General features: G+C 57.8%; 15 protein-coding genes. 8 read left to right on the top strand and 7 right to left on the bottom strand.

Features of this window, described 5'->3' with window-relative positions:
• Positions 1-325 precede the first annotated feature (325 nt).
• From B7G66_RS12575 to holA, 4 genes are read left to right on the top strand one after another with little or no spacing between them, the layout of a single operon-like run.
• Positions 326-850 (top strand): DUF3576 domain-containing protein, encoded by a 525-nt coding sequence (locus tag B7G66_RS12575; RefSeq protein WP_040511456.1) that lies wholly within the window; start codon positions 326-328, stop codon positions 848-850.
• A gap of 28 nt (positions 851-878) precedes the next feature.
• Positions 879-3515: a leucine--tRNA ligase gene (leuS, locus tag B7G66_RS12570; protein WP_048859238.1), complete on the top strand. Its 2637-nt coding sequence runs from the start codon at positions 879-881 to the stop codon at positions 3513-3515.
• Positions 3516-4316: an LPS assembly lipoprotein LptE gene (locus tag B7G66_RS12565; RefSeq protein ID WP_003617810.1), complete on the top strand. Its 801-nt coding sequence runs from the start codon at positions 3516-3518 to the stop codon at positions 4314-4316. It begins immediately after the preceding gene.
• Positions 4313-5332 (top strand): DNA polymerase III subunit delta, encoded by a 1020-nt coding sequence (gene holA, locus B7G66_RS12560; RefSeq protein WP_003617809.1) that lies wholly within the window; start codon positions 4313-4315, stop codon positions 5330-5332. The genes B7G66_RS12565 and holA overlap by 4 nt, the downstream gene beginning before the upstream one ends.
• Before the next feature lie 723 nt (positions 5333-6055).
• Here the strand turns inward: holA and B7G66_RS12550 are convergent.
• The 3 genes from B7G66_RS12550 to B7G66_RS12540 all read right to left on the bottom strand — a co-directional run bounded on the left by B7G66_RS12550 (position 6056) and on the right by B7G66_RS12540 (position 8324).
• Positions 6056-7081: an MYG1 family protein gene (locus B7G66_RS12550; RefSeq protein ID WP_003617808.1), complete on the bottom strand. Its 1026-nt coding sequence runs from the start codon at positions 7079-7081 to the stop codon at positions 6056-6058.
• 123 nt (positions 7082-7204) lie between these two features.
• Positions 7205-7762, bottom strand: coding sequence for a methylated-DNA--[protein]-cysteine S-methyltransferase (locus B7G66_RS12545; protein WP_003617807.1), 558 nt, complete (start codon positions 7760-7762; stop codon positions 7205-7207).
• Positions 7763-7937: 175 nt separating this feature from the next.
• Positions 7938-8324, bottom strand: a complete 387-nt coding sequence (locus tag B7G66_RS12540; protein ID WP_003617806.1) for a hypothetical protein — start codon at positions 8322-8324, stop codon at positions 7938-7940.
• 81 nt (positions 8325-8405) lie between these two features.
• On the opposite strand from B7G66_RS12540, the gene B7G66_RS12535 reads away from it, so the two are divergent.
• The gene (locus tag B7G66_RS12535; protein WP_003617805.1) at positions 8406-9104 is read left to right on the top strand and encodes an aspartate/glutamate racemase family protein; all 699 of its coding nucleotides are present in this window, start codon (positions 8406-8408) and stop codon (positions 9102-9104) included.
• A 137-nt stretch (positions 9105-9241) separates the two neighbouring features.
• On the opposite strand, the gene B7G66_RS12530 is transcribed toward B7G66_RS12535, so the two are convergent.
• Positions 9242-9487 (bottom strand): hypothetical protein, encoded by a 246-nt coding sequence (locus B7G66_RS12530; protein ID WP_080545397.1) that lies wholly within the window; start codon positions 9485-9487, stop codon positions 9242-9244.
• A gap of 297 nt (positions 9488-9784) precedes the next feature.
• Here B7G66_RS12530 and B7G66_RS17455 point away from each other — a divergent pair, with 297 nt between their 5' ends.
• The gene (locus B7G66_RS17455; protein ID WP_003617804.1) at positions 9785-10045 is read left to right on the top strand and encodes a hypothetical protein; all 261 of its coding nucleotides are present in this window, start codon (positions 9785-9787) and stop codon (positions 10043-10045) included.
• 600 nt (positions 10046-10645) lie between these two features.
• The gene (locus B7G66_RS12525; protein ID WP_064478806.1) at positions 10646-11266 is read left to right on the top strand and encodes a cupin domain-containing protein; all 621 of its coding nucleotides are present in this window, start codon (positions 10646-10648) and stop codon (positions 11264-11266) included.
• On the opposite strand, the gene B7G66_RS12520 is transcribed toward B7G66_RS12525, so the two are convergent.
• Positions 11178-12206 (bottom strand): LysR family transcriptional regulator, encoded by a 1029-nt coding sequence (locus B7G66_RS12520; RefSeq protein WP_003617802.1) that lies wholly within the window; start codon positions 12204-12206, stop codon positions 11178-11180. The genes B7G66_RS12525 and B7G66_RS12520 overlap by 89 nt on opposite strands.
• Before the next feature lie 153 nt (positions 12207-12359).
• On the opposite strand from B7G66_RS12520, the gene B7G66_RS12515 reads away from it, so the two are divergent.
• Positions 12360-13133 (top strand): SDR family oxidoreductase, encoded by a 774-nt coding sequence (locus B7G66_RS12515; RefSeq protein ID WP_003617801.1) that lies wholly within the window; start codon positions 12360-12362, stop codon positions 13131-13133.
• 179 nt (positions 13134-13312) lie between these two features.
• On the opposite strand, the gene B7G66_RS19000 is transcribed toward B7G66_RS12515, so the two are convergent.
• Both B7G66_RS19000 and B7G66_RS12510 read right to left on the bottom strand, forming a co-directional pair.
• The gene (locus B7G66_RS19000; protein WP_264986115.1) at positions 13313-13435 is read right to left on the bottom strand and encodes a hypothetical protein; all 123 of its coding nucleotides are present in this window, start codon (positions 13433-13435) and stop codon (positions 13313-13315) included.
• Between the two features lie 376 nt (positions 13436-13811).
• A complete protein-coding gene (locus B7G66_RS12510; protein WP_040510434.1) occupies positions 13812-14315 on the bottom strand; it encodes a Spy/CpxP family protein refolding chaperone in 504 nt (167 codons plus the stop codon).
• Between the last annotated feature and the right edge of the window lie 184 nt (positions 14316-14499).

The following is a 14499-nucleotide window of genomic DNA, read 5'->3' as shown; positions in this document are numbered from 1 at the left end:
GTTTCCGGGCCTGCGCCCGTGGCCCTCCCCTGCCCGTACGCAGGTCCTGCCGCCCCATGCACGGGGCGTCTGTCGATGCCATAAGTACTACCATCGACGCCCCGGCGCCATGGCCCACACCCATGCACCACCGGGCACGTCGTCACGATGGTGGCACAGAAAGTCGCCGCGTGACTTGGCGGGACCGGCGCGGCGGGATATGAAGGACGCATATCGATACAGGCAGGACCGTGGCCGTTCATCCGGACATATCGTGACGGGATGCGCGGCACACGGGGCCGAAATACCACATGCGGGGCCAATCCCCGGCGTCCATAGAGGCATCATGACCCTTCGTCCGCCAACTTCCGCCCTTCGCCCCCCCTCCCGCCGCGCCATGCGCATGGGGTTGCCGGTCCTGATGCTTGGCACGCTGCTTGGCGCGTGTTCGACAGGCCCGCATGACAGCACCGGCCTCGCCCGGCCCCAGAACAAGCTCCTGAAGGAAGACCGCGGGGCGACGGGGGGTAATGACCAACTGGAAAAAAGCGGCGTCAACGCCTATCTGTGGCGTGGGGCGATCGATACCCTGTCGTTCATGCCGTTCGCTTCCGCCGATGCGATCGGGGGGGTCATCCTGACGGACTGGTACACGCCACCCGCCACGCAGAACGAACGGTTCAAGATCACCTGCTTCATCCTGTCGAGCGACCTGCGCTCTGACGCCGTACGTGTTTCGGTGTTCCGCCAGGTGCTGCAGGACGGTCAGTGGACCGATACCCCCGTCGCCGCCAATACGGTGTCCGACATCACCTCCAAGATCCTGACCCGTGCGCGCCAACTGCGTGCCGATAACGGCCACAAGAACTAACTCCTCGCGCCCGGACCAGATGACCAAGATGACCGATTCCAAGACCCCCGCCGATACCGCCGCCGTCCTTGCCTATGACTTCGCCACCGCCGAGCCGCTGTGGCAGGCGCGATGGGAACAGAGCGGCGTCTTCGACGTGCCTGACGTGCCCCCCGCCGACCGGCCGAAATATTATGTGCTGGAAATGTTTCCCTACCCTTCGGGGCAGTTGCACATGGGCCATGTCCGCAATTATACGCTGGGCGATGTGGTTGCGCGTTACAAGCGTGCGCAGGGGTTCAGCGTGCTGCATCCGATGGGATGGGATGCATTCGGCCTGCCGGCGGAAAACGCCGCGCGGGAACGCGGGGTCCATCCGGGCAAATGGACGATGGACAACATCGCGGCCATGCGCACCACGCTCAAGCAGCTTGGCTTTTCCTTCAACTGGGACCGCGAGATCGCAACCTGCCTGCCTGAATATTACGGCAAGCAGCAGAAGCTGTTCCTTGACATGCTGGCAGCCGGCCTTGTGGAACGGCGTGAAAGCTGGGTCAACTGGGACCCGGTGGACAATACCGTACTGGCGAATGAACAGGTTGTGGACGGTCGTGGCTGGCGTTCAGGCGCACTGATCGAGCAGAAACAGCTTTCGCAATGGTTCCTGAAGATCACAAAATTCGCGCCGCAACTGCTTGATGGGCTGTCGCACCTGCCGCGCTGGCCCGAACGGGTCCGCACGATGCAGGAACGCTGGATCGGCCGGTCAGAGGGCGCGCGCGTGCGCTTTGGCCTGCATCAGCCACCGGCAGGATTCGACGTGGATCTTGATTCGGTGGAGGTGTTCACCACACGGCCTGATACGCTGTTCGGGATGTCGTTCCTCGCCATCGCGGCTGACCACCCGCTGGCGGCCAAGGTCGCGGCGAAAAATGCGCAGGCGGGTGAATTCATTGCGCAATGCCATCGCCTGGGCACGTCCGAAGAAGCCATCGAGACCGCGGAAAAGCGTGGTTTCGATACCGGCCTGCGCGTGTCGCATCCCTTCATGCCGGACAGGTCGTTCCCGGTCTGGATCGCAAATTTCGTCCTGATGGATTACGGAACGGGCGCCGTGTTCGGCTGCCCCTGCGGCGACCAGCGTGACCTTGATTTCGCCAACAAGTACCACCTGCCCTTCATTCCCGTCATCTTGCCGCACGATGCCAACCCACAGACCTTCGCCGTCACCGACAAGGCGACCGACGGACAGGGCACGCTGTTCAATTCCGCCTTTCTTGACGGCCTCGATATCGCAAGCGCCAAGAAAGAGGCCATCGCCCGCCTGGAAGGGTTGGGCGTGGGCCGTGGCGTGGTCAACTGGCGCCTGCGTGACTGGGGCATTTCCCGGCAACGTTACTGGGGCTGCCCCATCCCCATCATCCATTGTCAGACCTGTGGTGCGGTACCTGTCCCCGACGCGCAGCTTCCGGTGGTCCTGCCCGATGACGTGACGTTCGACCGTCCGGGCAACCCGCTTGAACATCACCCGACATGGAAACATGTCGCCTGTCCCAGATGCGGCGCGCCCGCCACGCGCGAGACGGATACCTGCGACACATTCGTGGACAGTTCATGGTATTTCGCCCGCTTTACCGCCCCACACGCCCCACACCCCACCGTGGTCGCGGCGGCGGACGGGTGGTTGCCGGTGGACCAGTATATCGGTGGGATCGAACATGCGATCCTGCACCTGCTCTATGCACGTTTCTTTACCCGCGCGATGCATGAAACCGGGCACCTGAATGTTGATGAGCCGTTCGACGGATTGTTCACCCAAGGGATGGTCAACCACGAAAGCTATCGCGACGCGGCTGGCAACTGGCTCTATCCTGATGAGGTCGAACGCACGGGCACGGGGGCAACCCGCCGTGACACCGGTGACGCGGTCACGGTCGGCCGGGTCGAGAAGATGTCCAAATCCAAGCGCAACACCGTGGCGCCGATCACGATCATCGACCGTTTCGGCGCGGATACGGCACGCTGGTTCGTCCTGTCGGACAGCCCGCCGGAACGGGACATGGAATGGACGGAATCCGGTGTGGCCGGGGCCGCGCGTTTCCTGCAACGCCTGTTCCGCGTCGTGCGCGGTGTGGCGGCACAGGTCCCGACCGACGCCCCCTGCCCCACGCAGGTTGCCAAACCCGCCGACGCACTGCGCCGCACGACCCACCGCACAATCGTGGCAGTGACAGAAGCCCTCGAAGGGTTCAGCCCCAATGTCGCGGTCGCGCGGCTGCATGAACTGACCAGTGCGCTGGCCGATGCGGAAAAGCATGCGGACGAAGACGGCGTCGCCTTTGCCCGGCGTGAGGCGGCCGGGGCGCTGGCGCTGTTGTGCGCACCGATGATCCCGCACCAGGCCGAAGCGATGATGACACTGCTGGAACCCGCAGGCAGGCCGGTGGTCGAACGCACATGGCCCAAGGCGCAGGAGGACCTGCTTGTCGCAAGCGAGGTCACGATCGCGGTGCAGATCATGGGCAAGCTGCGTGGCACGATCGCGGTGGCCCCCGACCTGCCCAAGGACGAGGTCATCGCCCGTGCGGAGGCCGAACCCAATGTCGCGCGCCTGCTGGAGGGCGCGCGGATCGTCAAGCGCATTTACGTGCCGGGGCGGATCGTCAACCTTGTGATTGCGAAATAGATGATACGCCTTTCGTGTCGTCGCAGCGTATCGCCGCTTTTTGCGGCCGCATTTGTGGTCATGATGGGCGGGTGCGGTTTCTCGCCCATGTACCAGACGACAGGAAAGCATATCGGGCCTGACGGCAAGGCCACGGTGACGGATGTGGCGGCCGAACTGCAACAGGTTTATGTGCCGCGCATCACGGAACGTTACGGCCAGCAGTTGCGACAGTTCCTGCAACAGGACCTTGGCGGGGCGGGGCCTGAAAACCCGACCCGCTACAGCCTGCGCATCCGCACCTACATGATGAACGAGGCGGTGGACATCCATTCGGATAATACCAGCGGGCGCACCCGCACCACTGCCTTCGCCCACTGGCAGCTTTATACCGTCAGCGCCAGCCCACGCCTGCTGGCCGAAGGGGATGCGAACATCATCGACGGCGTCAACAATACATATGAACAGTATTTCGCCCTGTCGCTGAACCTTGAGACCGTGCGCACCCGTGTGGCGAAGAACATGGCCGAACAGATTACCCAGCAGGTGGGGGTATGGTTCCGCACCCATGCCAAGCCCGCGACAGACGGGTCAGACGCGGAACAGAACCAGCCCCGCTTCATCGACCCCGACTCGATCGCCAACGCCAGCAGCAACAACCAGATGCCATCACAACGCCCCGGTGCGGACGGCCTGCCCGCACTGGCCACGGGGCGGTCGAATTCACAGCTGAATGACGAAAGCGACGTAGGCACCTCCGTCAGCGTCGGGAGCGACAGCCCCGATAATGTCAACATCGGTGGCAGCGGCACCAACCAGTGAAGATCAGCCCGCGCGCAATCGCCAGCACCCTGCGCGACCCGGGCGCATGGCGTGTCATATTGCTGCATGGCGAAGATACCGGCCTGATCCGTGAACGCGCGACACAGGCGGCGCAGGTCATTACGCCCGAACTGGATGATCCGTTCCGTGTCGCCATACTGGGTCGCGACGCGCATGACCGCATGGCGGAAGAATGCGCTGCACTGTCACTTGTCGGGGGGCGTCGCGTCGTTTGGGTGCGCGAGGCGCGTGATGGCCTGACGGGACCGGTCAAGGAGTGCCTGGCAGCCGATACGGACACATTGCTCATCATGGAGGCGCCAGGGCTGGAGTCCCGCTCCAAACTACGTGCCCTGCTGGAAAAAGCACCGAACTGCGCCGCCATCGCCTGCTACCCCGAAGAAGGTCGCGTGCTTGAGGGCAGCATCCGCCAGATGCTCTTGGCCCTTGGGGTGGAGATTGATCCCGACGCGCTGTCATGGTTTGCGGAACGCGCCAGCCCGGACCGCGCCGCAACCCGTGCAGAGGTGGAAAAACTCTTCCTGTTCGCGGGACAGGGCGGGCGTCTGACACATGAAGACGTTCAGGCCTGCATTGGCGATGCCGCCAGCGTATCGCTTGAGGATGCGGCCTTTGCCGCAATGTCGGGCGACCGGGCGGGGGCCGACCTTGCGATCGAACGCGCGATGAGCACCGACCGCATGAACCCGATTGGCGCGGCACGCGCGCTGCTGTCGCATATCCACCGGCTGCGGCGTGTGCGTCTGGCGATGGATGCGGGACAGGGACGTGCGGACGCCATGTCCGCCCTGCGGCCACCGGTCTTTTTCAAACGCACGGAACAGTTTGGCCGTGCCGTCACGATATGGGATGCAGATGCCCTGATGCAGGCGGCCACATGGACACAACAGCTTGAACTGGCCTGCAAGCAGACCGGCAGCCCAGATGTCGTGCTGTGCAAACGCCATATCGCACGCCTTGCCACACAGGCGCGGATTATGGCGCGGCAGCGCTAGGCGCGTCATAAAACATCCCCCAACCCGACATGTTTATGGGGATATTTTTAGAAAATATAATATATTTTCAAAGAATTTCGAAAATCTTGACCAGCCTGCGCCATGTTGCAGCATGGGGGCGGGCATGGCGTTGCATATTGTACCGATGGGCATGGCCATATTGATACTTGCCCCACCCCGGCCCCTCGGCTAGATATAACGGGTGTATGTCCGCGTAGCTCAGCAGGATAGAGCACAGGATTCCTAGTAGCAATTGGGCGTCACGACGGGAAACCACGTGGCGGATCTGCTCAAATTCGGGGAACGCTCTGGCAGGAATGCCGTGCCAATCCCGAGCCAAGCCCGGCCCCATGCCGGGAAGGTGTAGAGACTGGATGGGCAGCGCCTACCGACCCCCCCTATGGTGGGTCCATGGCGAAGGGACAGTCCAGACCACGAACGCCATCGCATGATGGCGGCGGCGAAAGTCGAAGTGGGATGAATCCTGGGGCCGTGGGTTCGAATCCCGCCGCGGACACCAACATACCACCCCGCCGATAGTGACCGACCATCCTGCAAAAGATGGCAGGCAACGCAAAAGCCCCATCAGGCAATCATCGCATCCATAACGATGACGCCTGGGGGCGTCTTTTACAAAATCCCTGAAGCACGCCGCCTTTTTTCAAAAAGGCGGCGTCCAATAGCTTCTATGGTGCGTATCTGTGTCGTGTCTGTGCGCTGGCCTCATGCGCCCTTGTTCTGGGAGGCGTCGATTTCCAGCGCAAGGCGCGCCATCTCCAGCGCCCCTTCCCTGCTGCCTGCGCCACAGATGAAGCGTGCGGGATGGGCGAACACTGCATCCGCCACCCCCGACACCTTGGCCAGAGCCTCTCCATCAAGTCCGCGCCAGGCTTCAGGCAGAGAGACACGCTGCCCGAAATCACCCCGCACGGGAGGGACCGCCTTGACGTTCCAGCGGCCGGGCGCGGCGGGCGAGACAACATAGACGACAGGCAGGTCATGCTCGAAAATCACTTTTTCGGTCGGCATACCCGTCTCCATGACCAGAATACGCTTGTCCTGCGCATTCGCATACGCTTCGAGCACACGATCCGTTGCCTTCAGGCTGGCACGGACGCGATCGACCGTATTGACAAGATAACCCGCGACCGCGCACGCGGCATCGGCGAAGCCTACACTTTCACGCATCGCAGCTTCTTCGGGACCGTAAAGTTCCGCCGTGTCCCAGACGGGGCGGCAGGACGAAACGATATCCGCCAGCGACAGCTTCTCCAGCTTGACCACACCATTATCATCAAGGTCGATCGGCAGGACCAGTGACTTGTCAATCGCCTGCCAGATGATGGGCAGCGCCGCGTCATCCACTGGGGCCTTCAGGATATTGCGGATCGCGGCAATGCCATAATCCTTCCACAACAGGCCCGCCGCGCTATAGGGAGTGCCGTCCTCACGCAGGGGCTTGTCCTTCATGTGGTGGTCATAACGTCCCTTTTGCGGGTCATAGATACCGCCGACGTCAAACACGATATCCGCCGCACGGATACGTTCGGGCGAACGCGTCCGGCCGAAATCCAGCCTGTCAGTCGGTACGGTCCCAAGGACGCGGCCGCGCAGGTCGCCATGGGGGGCAAGCGCGTAATGCAGGATGACATATCCCAGCGTCTCATCAACGTGAAAATTCCCCGAATGCGTCAGGGCTTTGACGGTTGCGGCCTCATTACCGAGGCCAACGGGGGTATAGTTTGACATATCAGGACCTACCAACAAACGGGAATGAATGGACGCCAGTGCCCCTCATGCCGCAAAGAGTATGGCAAGACAACCAGCGCCCCCGCATCCACATCCCCCATCGCCCGCCGCCATTCCCGGCCCTTACCGCGCGATGGCCGCCGCCGTGCCGGTGGCTTCACGCAGAATCAGTGCCTGTTTGCGCGCAACACCCCAGCGATAGCCTGACAAGGTGCCATCACTGCGCACGACACGATGGCAGGGAATGACCACCGCCAGCATATTCGCAGCACAGGCCCCCGCCACCGCCCGCACCGCCGAAGGTGTACCCAGCCGACGCGCGATTTCAGCATAGGTTACGGTCGTGCCCGGCGCGATGGCCTGCAAGGCCGCCCACACCCGTTTTTGAAACGCGGTACCACCGATATCAAGAGGCAGGTCGAGTGCGTCCGACGCCCCGTCGATAAATGCCACCACATGCCGCAGATAGTCATTGGCGCAGGGATCGCCAAGCACAAGTTCCACCCCCACGAAGCGCGCATGCAGGTCATGCACCAATGCATCCGCGCCATCGCCCATCGCGATGGCCACCACGCCATTCGCCCCCGTCGCCAGCATGACCGTGCCCAGGGTACATTGCCCCACCGCCACGCCCAGCCGCCCTGTCGCGGCATTGCCCCTGTGGACCGGAACTGTCGTCATCGCCTGCTTTCCCCTGCATGGTAACAATGCTGCATATGTCCGACATTACACTGCCCCGCTGGAACGGACCACGGTGATCGTCAGGGGAATCGGTAAGGGGCGGAACGTGCAACAGGGCAAATATGGGACGCGGTCGGGCAATCTTGGGAATTATTTTTTGAAAATACAATGTATTTCAATGCTTTTCGCACAAACATTGTGCCCCTAAGCTTTTATGGTTTCCATAGGCTATCGGGGCTGGTTTTTGCAAAATATCTCCGATCAAACAGTCATTCCCTAAACTGCCCTCAGAGACCGTATTGAAAAGGTAAGTCCGATAGATTGTGAAATCGTAAAAGTTTTTGGTGAAGCTTTTTTCAAAAAGCTTCGAAAATACATCGCCTTTTTCGATCGAAAGGCAACAGAAAAAAATATTTCCCCATTGTTTATCAAAGATTTGTTTTTCAAACAGTCTCTCAGAGATTTCCGCCAAAGACGGGACGCATACCCCCATTAAAAGAGGGTTCGCAGTGCCCAATAGCAACCGATTGGACATCGAGAAAAGGGCAGAAACCGCCTCCATTATCCCAAAGTATCCAAGGCTGACATCTATGCAGAAAAATTCTAGAGTTCGTGAAACGTTACATTGTCAGGAGATATTAGAATGAAAAAATTAGGATTGATTGGCGGAACAGGCCCTGAGTCCACAATAATTTATTATAAAAAGATAGTATATGGCGCCAATAAAATTGTAGGTAAAAACTTCTTTCCCAACATTAATATTGAAAGCCTAAATGTATTTGATGTTCTTAAATTCTGTTCAGAAAAAAACTATGATGGTTTAACCCACTATATCATGAATGGCATTCGCAACCTTGAGGCCGCAGGATGCAACATCATATCACTGACCGGAAACACGCCACATATCGTTTTCGACACATTACGTACGAAATCTTCTGTCCCATTAGTCAGTATAATTGAAGCCACCCAAAAAGAAGCAAAAAAATTAGGGTATAAAAAAGTCGGGTTATTAGGAACCCGTTTCACCATGGAAGAAGATTTTTTCAAAAAACCCTTTCAGGAAGAAAAAATAGAAATATTTTCACCTCAAGGGGAAGATTTAGATTTCGTTGCAGATAAAATATCTCACGAATTAGAACATGGGATAATAAAAGAAGAAACAAAATGTGGATTTTTGAAAGTTATTGAAAATATGATCCACACTTATGACATAGAGGCAATTATATTAGGATGCACGGAATTACCACTTATTTTTGACAGCATGAACCTTACGATACCCTGTCTGGACACCTTGGAAATACATGCAAACGCACTTATTTCCGCCATGGAATTAGGCAATTAATTGAGATTAATATCTGACAATAAACAATATATTCACGAAAACCAGATTATATATAATTAATTCCATTCCATTGCAAACCAGCAGGCACAACATGCATACTGGTTTGCGCATTCGGGTTTGAAATATTTTATATGATTTTATGATTTTGAAGCATATTTGTAATTTACATATCGTCTGATATACTCATTCAGACCATGTCCTGAATCAGCAAGTATTTTCATACGCTCAATATGATCCATACCGGCACTACCATAGGTATAAATGTAAGTTGTTTGCTTACCCTTCCCGAAAATCACTTCGATGGAAGTTGCATCATATGCATATGATACAATGCTAGAGTCACCATCAATATTTTTATAAGTTGGCAAATATTTACCCTTCATCCTAATTTCATAGATTGAAAATAATTCCTACACGAGATTAAATTAACATATCATTTATTTAAATACCCATGTTTATGCTTTTGCGGACTACAATTCCTTGGGGTAAAATTATAAACGAGGTTTGCCGCTGAGTGCGATGAACAGCCCAGCAATACCGAGGGTAAGGGTAAATCACCAGCGGGCCGGAAAATGGTTCCTGCGTGCAAGTTGGAGATTTTGCCGTCGCGGGCGGACTGGCAGTGAGGACCACAAGTAGCTTAGAGTAGTCTTCCACGACAAAGAGAAAAGGATTCTGTGATGGCCGAGGAAATTCATGAGATCGTTTTAACCGAAAATACAATTCTTTTGCCGGGCGACAAAGTTAGGGTTGGTCCCGATGTAAGCTCCCCTTTCAAAAGTAAAATTAATGAAGAGGGAAAGTGTGTAGATGCTGTAAATTCTTCCAGAGGCCTTTCAGTCCAAATACAATTTAATGATGGTGCTATTATCAAAGGTTCTCGCAGCGGCCTGATTTTGACGGAATTTTATACGGGCGCTGCTCCCGGCGGGAAGTATTAACCCACCATGCGTACAACCCCGTAGATAGCGAGCACTGTCACAAAATAATGACACGTGAGAACGCGGGGTTAAGCACGTTTTTACTGTACATGCGTGGGGTTTTGTGATTCTGTTACGGGATTCTGGAAAGAATAGGAAGGAAATGGACATCTTCAATTAATGTCCCATAGGATCTGACCATAAGGCTGCATGTCATTATCTACGGTATTTTCAAAATGCTACAGAATTACAATTAGGCATTAGCAATGGGTCCTCCTTTTTCCATTCCGACAATATGGTCGGCGTCATTATCGGACATTTTGACCAAGCACCCGCCTCCCCCATGCATGTAGCGTTATCCTACCGCCCTTGCGCTGACACTTCGCCATCGCATCGGTTATTACACTATATCCATCCACCTCCCGCCATAGAACGGAAACGGCAGCACCACACAGGAAAGGCATTCGCCCCGACAGAATGAGACACGATTACTCTGCCAGCCAATCCCGGCCGGGGTAAAATGCCCTCGGGCGATACAGGGGTAAATATGGTTGCAACCCGCCTGCCCCTCATACGTCCTGATATATAGATGGATGGGCACGGCAGAGCAGGACCCCGATCATGAGCCAGCACAGGACACAGACCGGACGCCGACAGTTCCAGACCATCCTTGGCATGCTTGGACTGGTGATGTGTGGCAAGCATGTCCGCACGGCGCGCGGGGCCGCCGCCATGCGCAATGCACCGGATGCCTTCATGCTGTCACCCGATGGGTGGGTTCCCAACAATGCGCACCTGCCGGTGCTGCATTACCATAACGCCCTGCCCATCCGCGGCGGCGACCCGGCGGCCGGGATGGAGGCACTGTTTACCGCCAATGGATGGCCACCACGCTGGCGATGGGGCGTCTATGACTTTCACCATTACCACAGCACCGCGCATGAGGTGCTCGGGATTATCGCGGGTTCCGCGCAACTGCGCCTTGGCGGGCCGGGGGGACGGCTTGTGACGGTGCGCGCGGGTGACGTCGTCGTCCTGCCCGCAGGCACGGGACACAGGAACGAAGGGTCGAGTAACGATTTCCTTGTCGTGGGGGCCTATCCCCCCGACCAGGATTTCGACCTGCAACGTGGCCCCATCACGCGCGCCGCCATCACGGTGATGGGGCGCCTGCCTTTCCCGCCAACGGACCCGGTGCAGGGGCGCGCAGGCGCGCTGACACGGTTATGGCATCCGGCATGACATCGGCTGGCAAAGACGTGCGCGGCGCAGGATGGGCCAATGGCTGTCCGGGGATATGCAGAACCTCTTCCAGCCAGTCGGCAAAAAGCTGTATCCGGCGCGACAGATGCTTGCGGTGCGGATAAAGCAGCGCCATGGGCAACGGGGCCGCGCGCCATTGGGACAGCACCTCCACCAACGCCCCCGACTGTACAAGGGCGGCCACGTCATAGGCCGGAACCTGGATCAGGCCCAATCCGGCAAGGCAGCAGGCGATGGAGGCCTCCGCACTGTTGACCGTGACACGACCGGACATGGGCAGGCTATTGGTCGTGCCGCCTTCCTCCCATTCCCATGCCTCGATCCGCCCGGTGGAGGGGGAGGCATAACGCACGGCCAGATGATGGGCGAGGTCAGCAGGAACCTGCGGTACCCCATGTTGGGCCAGATAGGCAGGAGAGGCGACATTGACCAGATCAAGGTCCCCCATCCGGCGTGCAATCAGACCGGAATCATGCAGCGGGCCGACGCGCAGGACACAGTCGATCCCGTCCTCCACAAGGTTGACGGCCCGGTCAGTCACACCAAGTTCGATATCAACCCCCGGATACCGCCCAAGGAATTCAGGCAGGCGCGGCGCCACCAGCAACCGCCCGATCCGGCCCGGCAGGTTGACCCGCAGCAGGCCACGCGGGCTGGCCCCGTCATGGCGGAACAGGTTTTCCGCCTCCTCCACATCTGCGATCAGGCGCAGGCAATGGTCATAAAATGCCATACCGTCCGCCGTGGGTGTGACAGATCGGGTCGTGCGCGCCAAAAGCCGCGCGCCAAGCCGTCCTTCCAGTTCCTGTATGGCAGTGGATACACTGGAACGTGGCAGATTCAGTGTCTCGGCCGCACGGGTAAAGCTTGCGCTCTCCACCACGCGGGCGAAAACGCGAAACAGGTCGATCCGGTCCATGCGCCCCCTACCTGCCACCATCGCGACAGACTGTTCGTGATTTACGACATATGTTGTCAGGAAAGGCAACTTTATCTCGATATCGCAAATGATACGCTCATTCCACACCTTCCCGTTCGGGGAAGCACATCGCAATGAGGGGACATCGCAACAATGGTCGATCACAGCATCAAGGGGAAAACCGTCCTGATCGCAGGCGGGGCAAAAAATCTGGGCGGCCTGATTGCCCGTGACCTTGCCGCCCATGGCGCGCGCGCCATCGCCATCCATTACAACAGTGCCGCAAGCAAAAGCGAAGCCGACAGCACGATCGCGGACCTGCAGGCCGCAGGTGTTCAGGCAGTGGCATTCCAGGCGGACCTGAGTACCGCCGCAGCGACAGCAAAGCTGTTTTCCGACACCATTGCAGCCATTGGTCGTCCCGACATCGCCATCAACACAGTGGGCAAGGTCCTGAAGAAGCCCATCGCCGAGACGAGCGAGGACGAATATGATGAAATGTTCGCCGTCAATACCAAGGCGGCCTTCTTCTTCATCAAGGAAGCGGGCCTGCACCTGAATGACCATGGCAAGCTGCTGACACTCGTGACATCACTGCTTGGGGCGTATACGCCGTTTTATTCCACCTATGCCGGGTCAAAGGCAGCGGTGGAACATTTCACCCGCGCGGCCTCCAAGGAATATGGCGCGCGCGGTATTTCGGTTAACGCAATCGGCCCTGGCCCCATGGATACGCCGTTCTTTTATGGGCAGGAATCAGAACAGGCCGTGGCTTATCATAAAACCGCCGCCGCCCTGTCGCCCTTCAGCAAGACCGGCCTGACGGATATCGAGGACATCACCCCGCATGTCCGCTTCCTTGTGTCGGAAGGATGGTGGATGACCGGGCAGACCATCCTCGTCAATGGTGGCTATACCACGAAATAATCGCCTGACGGGCGTGTCCGGGGCACCTGCCTGCGGGACACGCCATAGCTGACTGAAATTATACATCTTGGCGCGGCATTTCGCCGGAAAGCCTCAGAGGCCGTCACCTCTTTGAAAAAGGCTGATGCCTGAAAGATGCGCCGTTCCCCGGCCAACTGCTTGCGGCCTGCCCCCTGACATCAATGAACCACATGCTGGACGCCCGCCGGGACGATGCGCCGGGCCATCACGCCTGTACGGTCACATCCCCCCCCCACCACATCGCCTGCCATATCCTGCGTCGCATCCCCTGGCCTGCTCATGATTGCCATCATTTTAAACATGTTATCCTTTATATATCACGTTCGATAATATGTTATGAAAAACAAATAATATCGGTGAAAGAGCCTGAGGAAAAGGCTCCTGCGCAATGTGCCTTCAGCTCCGCAGCCCTCACCCTGCCCAAAGGTGCTGGCACGATTCCAAACCGGGTGTCCTTTTCACAATAGTTTGGCGCCACGCTCCCTGCGCGACATGGCGACATGCAGGAACGGCCATGTTTTCCCATGCCTCACGGGGCATGCGCGTTACGTCTGGCGCGGCCCAAACAAAAAATGGCGCCGGTTGCAGGACAACCGACGCCATCGTCATGGGTCAGGCAAGAACACGCCTCACCCTTCAGGGATCAAGGGACAGGGATTATTTCTGCGGCGGCGGCGGGGGTTCCATCAGGGCATGGAGCTGGTCTTGCAGGGCGTCGATCTTGTCCTGACGCTCCTTGATCTGCGCCAGTTGTTCCGGCGTCAGGATATCGTGGATCTTGACCTCGAACTGCAGACGCTGCGCCTCACGCTTCTGGTGCAGGGCATCAAGCTGCTGCTCCACAGAGGTCAGGCTGGCCTGATCCACGGCGCCTGGCGTGGACAACAGAGTGCGCAATTGCCCGTGCAGGGCGCGTTCTTGTTGCATGTCCGCGCGGAAATCAGGGTGGTCGCCATGCATCAGGGCCGCCAGCTTCTTATGCTGGGCCGATGTCAGGGTGATTCCGTGCAGGGAAAGGATATGTCCATGATGGGGACCATGCGCATCGCAACCTTCACCCGGCGGCGGAGGAGGTGGGGCATCGTGCGCCAGCGCCGCATGCCCAACCGTTCCGGTCAGTCCGGTCATGACGGCAGCAGCGAGAAGCATTTTCTTCATCATTTTCTGACTATGTCCTAAAAATATTAAAATGATGTAATCAGCGTCAAGTCATGCGCCTTACAGATATGGTTATACAGAATACCACATGCCAGAATACGGCATCTGTTCTACGAATTGTAACAACGATTATTCTTGGCAGACCACATGATACCAATTTGTTTTGGCTGTGACTCAGGGGGGGGGG

Source organism: Novacetimonas hansenii JCM 7643 (assembly GCF_000964405.1).
GTDB lineage: Bacteria > Pseudomonadota > Alphaproteobacteria > Acetobacterales > Acetobacteraceae > Novacetimonas > Novacetimonas hansenii.
Note: the sequence above shows the minus strand (reverse complement) of the source record. Positions and strands in the feature narration are given on the sequence as shown.

Bases quoted from the DNA above. Each gene is read 5' to 3' on its own strand.
- B7G66_RS12540 (WP_003617806.1), bottom strand. From the start codon at position 8,324: ATGGAGGCGGTTTCTGCCCTTTTCTCGATGTCCAATCGGTTGCTATTG.
- B7G66_RS12535 (WP_003617805.1), top strand. From the start codon at position 8,406: ATGAAAAAATTAGGATTGATTGGCGGAACAGGCCCTGAGTCCACAATA.
- B7G66_RS12515 (WP_003617801.1), top strand. From the start codon at position 12,360: ATGGTCGATCACAGCATCAAGGGGAAAACCGTCCTGATCGCAGGCGGG.
- B7G66_RS12520 (WP_003617802.1), bottom strand. From the start codon at position 12,206: ATGGACCGGATCGACCTGTTTCGCGTTTTCGCCCGCGTGGTGGAGAGC.
- B7G66_RS19000 (WP_264986115.1), bottom strand. From the start codon at position 13,435: ATGAGCAGGCCAGGGGATGCGACGCAGGATATGGCAGGCGATGTGGTG.
- B7G66_RS12575 (WP_040511456.1), top strand. From the start codon at position 326: ATGACCCTTCGTCCGCCAACTTCCGCCCTTCGCCCCCCCTCCCGCCGC.
- B7G66_RS12550 (WP_003617808.1), bottom strand. From the start codon at position 7,081: ATGTCAAACTATACCCCCGTTGGCCTCGGTAATGAGGCCGCAACCGTC.
- B7G66_RS12545 (WP_003617807.1), bottom strand. From the start codon at position 7,762: ATGACGACAGTTCCGGTCCACAGGGGCAATGCCGCGACAGGGCGGCTG.
- leuS (WP_048859238.1), top strand. From the start codon at position 879: ATGACCGATTCCAAGACCCCCGCCGATACCGCCGCCGTCCTTGCCTAT.
- B7G66_RS12565 (WP_003617810.1), top strand. From the start codon at position 3,516: ATGATACGCCTTTCGTGTCGTCGCAGCGTATCGCCGCTTTTTGCGGCC.
- B7G66_RS12530 (WP_080545397.1), bottom strand. From the start codon at position 9,487: ATGAAGGGTAAATATTTGCCAACTTATAAAAATATTGATGGTGACTCT.
- B7G66_RS12525 (WP_064478806.1), top strand. From the start codon at position 10,646: ATGAGCCAGCACAGGACACAGACCGGACGCCGACAGTTCCAGACCATC.
- B7G66_RS12510 (WP_040510434.1), bottom strand. From the start codon at position 14,315: ATGATGAAGAAAATGCTTCTCGCTGCTGCCGTCATGACCGGACTGACC.
- B7G66_RS17455 (WP_003617804.1), top strand. From the start codon at position 9,785: ATGGCCGAGGAAATTCATGAGATCGTTTTAACCGAAAATACAATTCTT.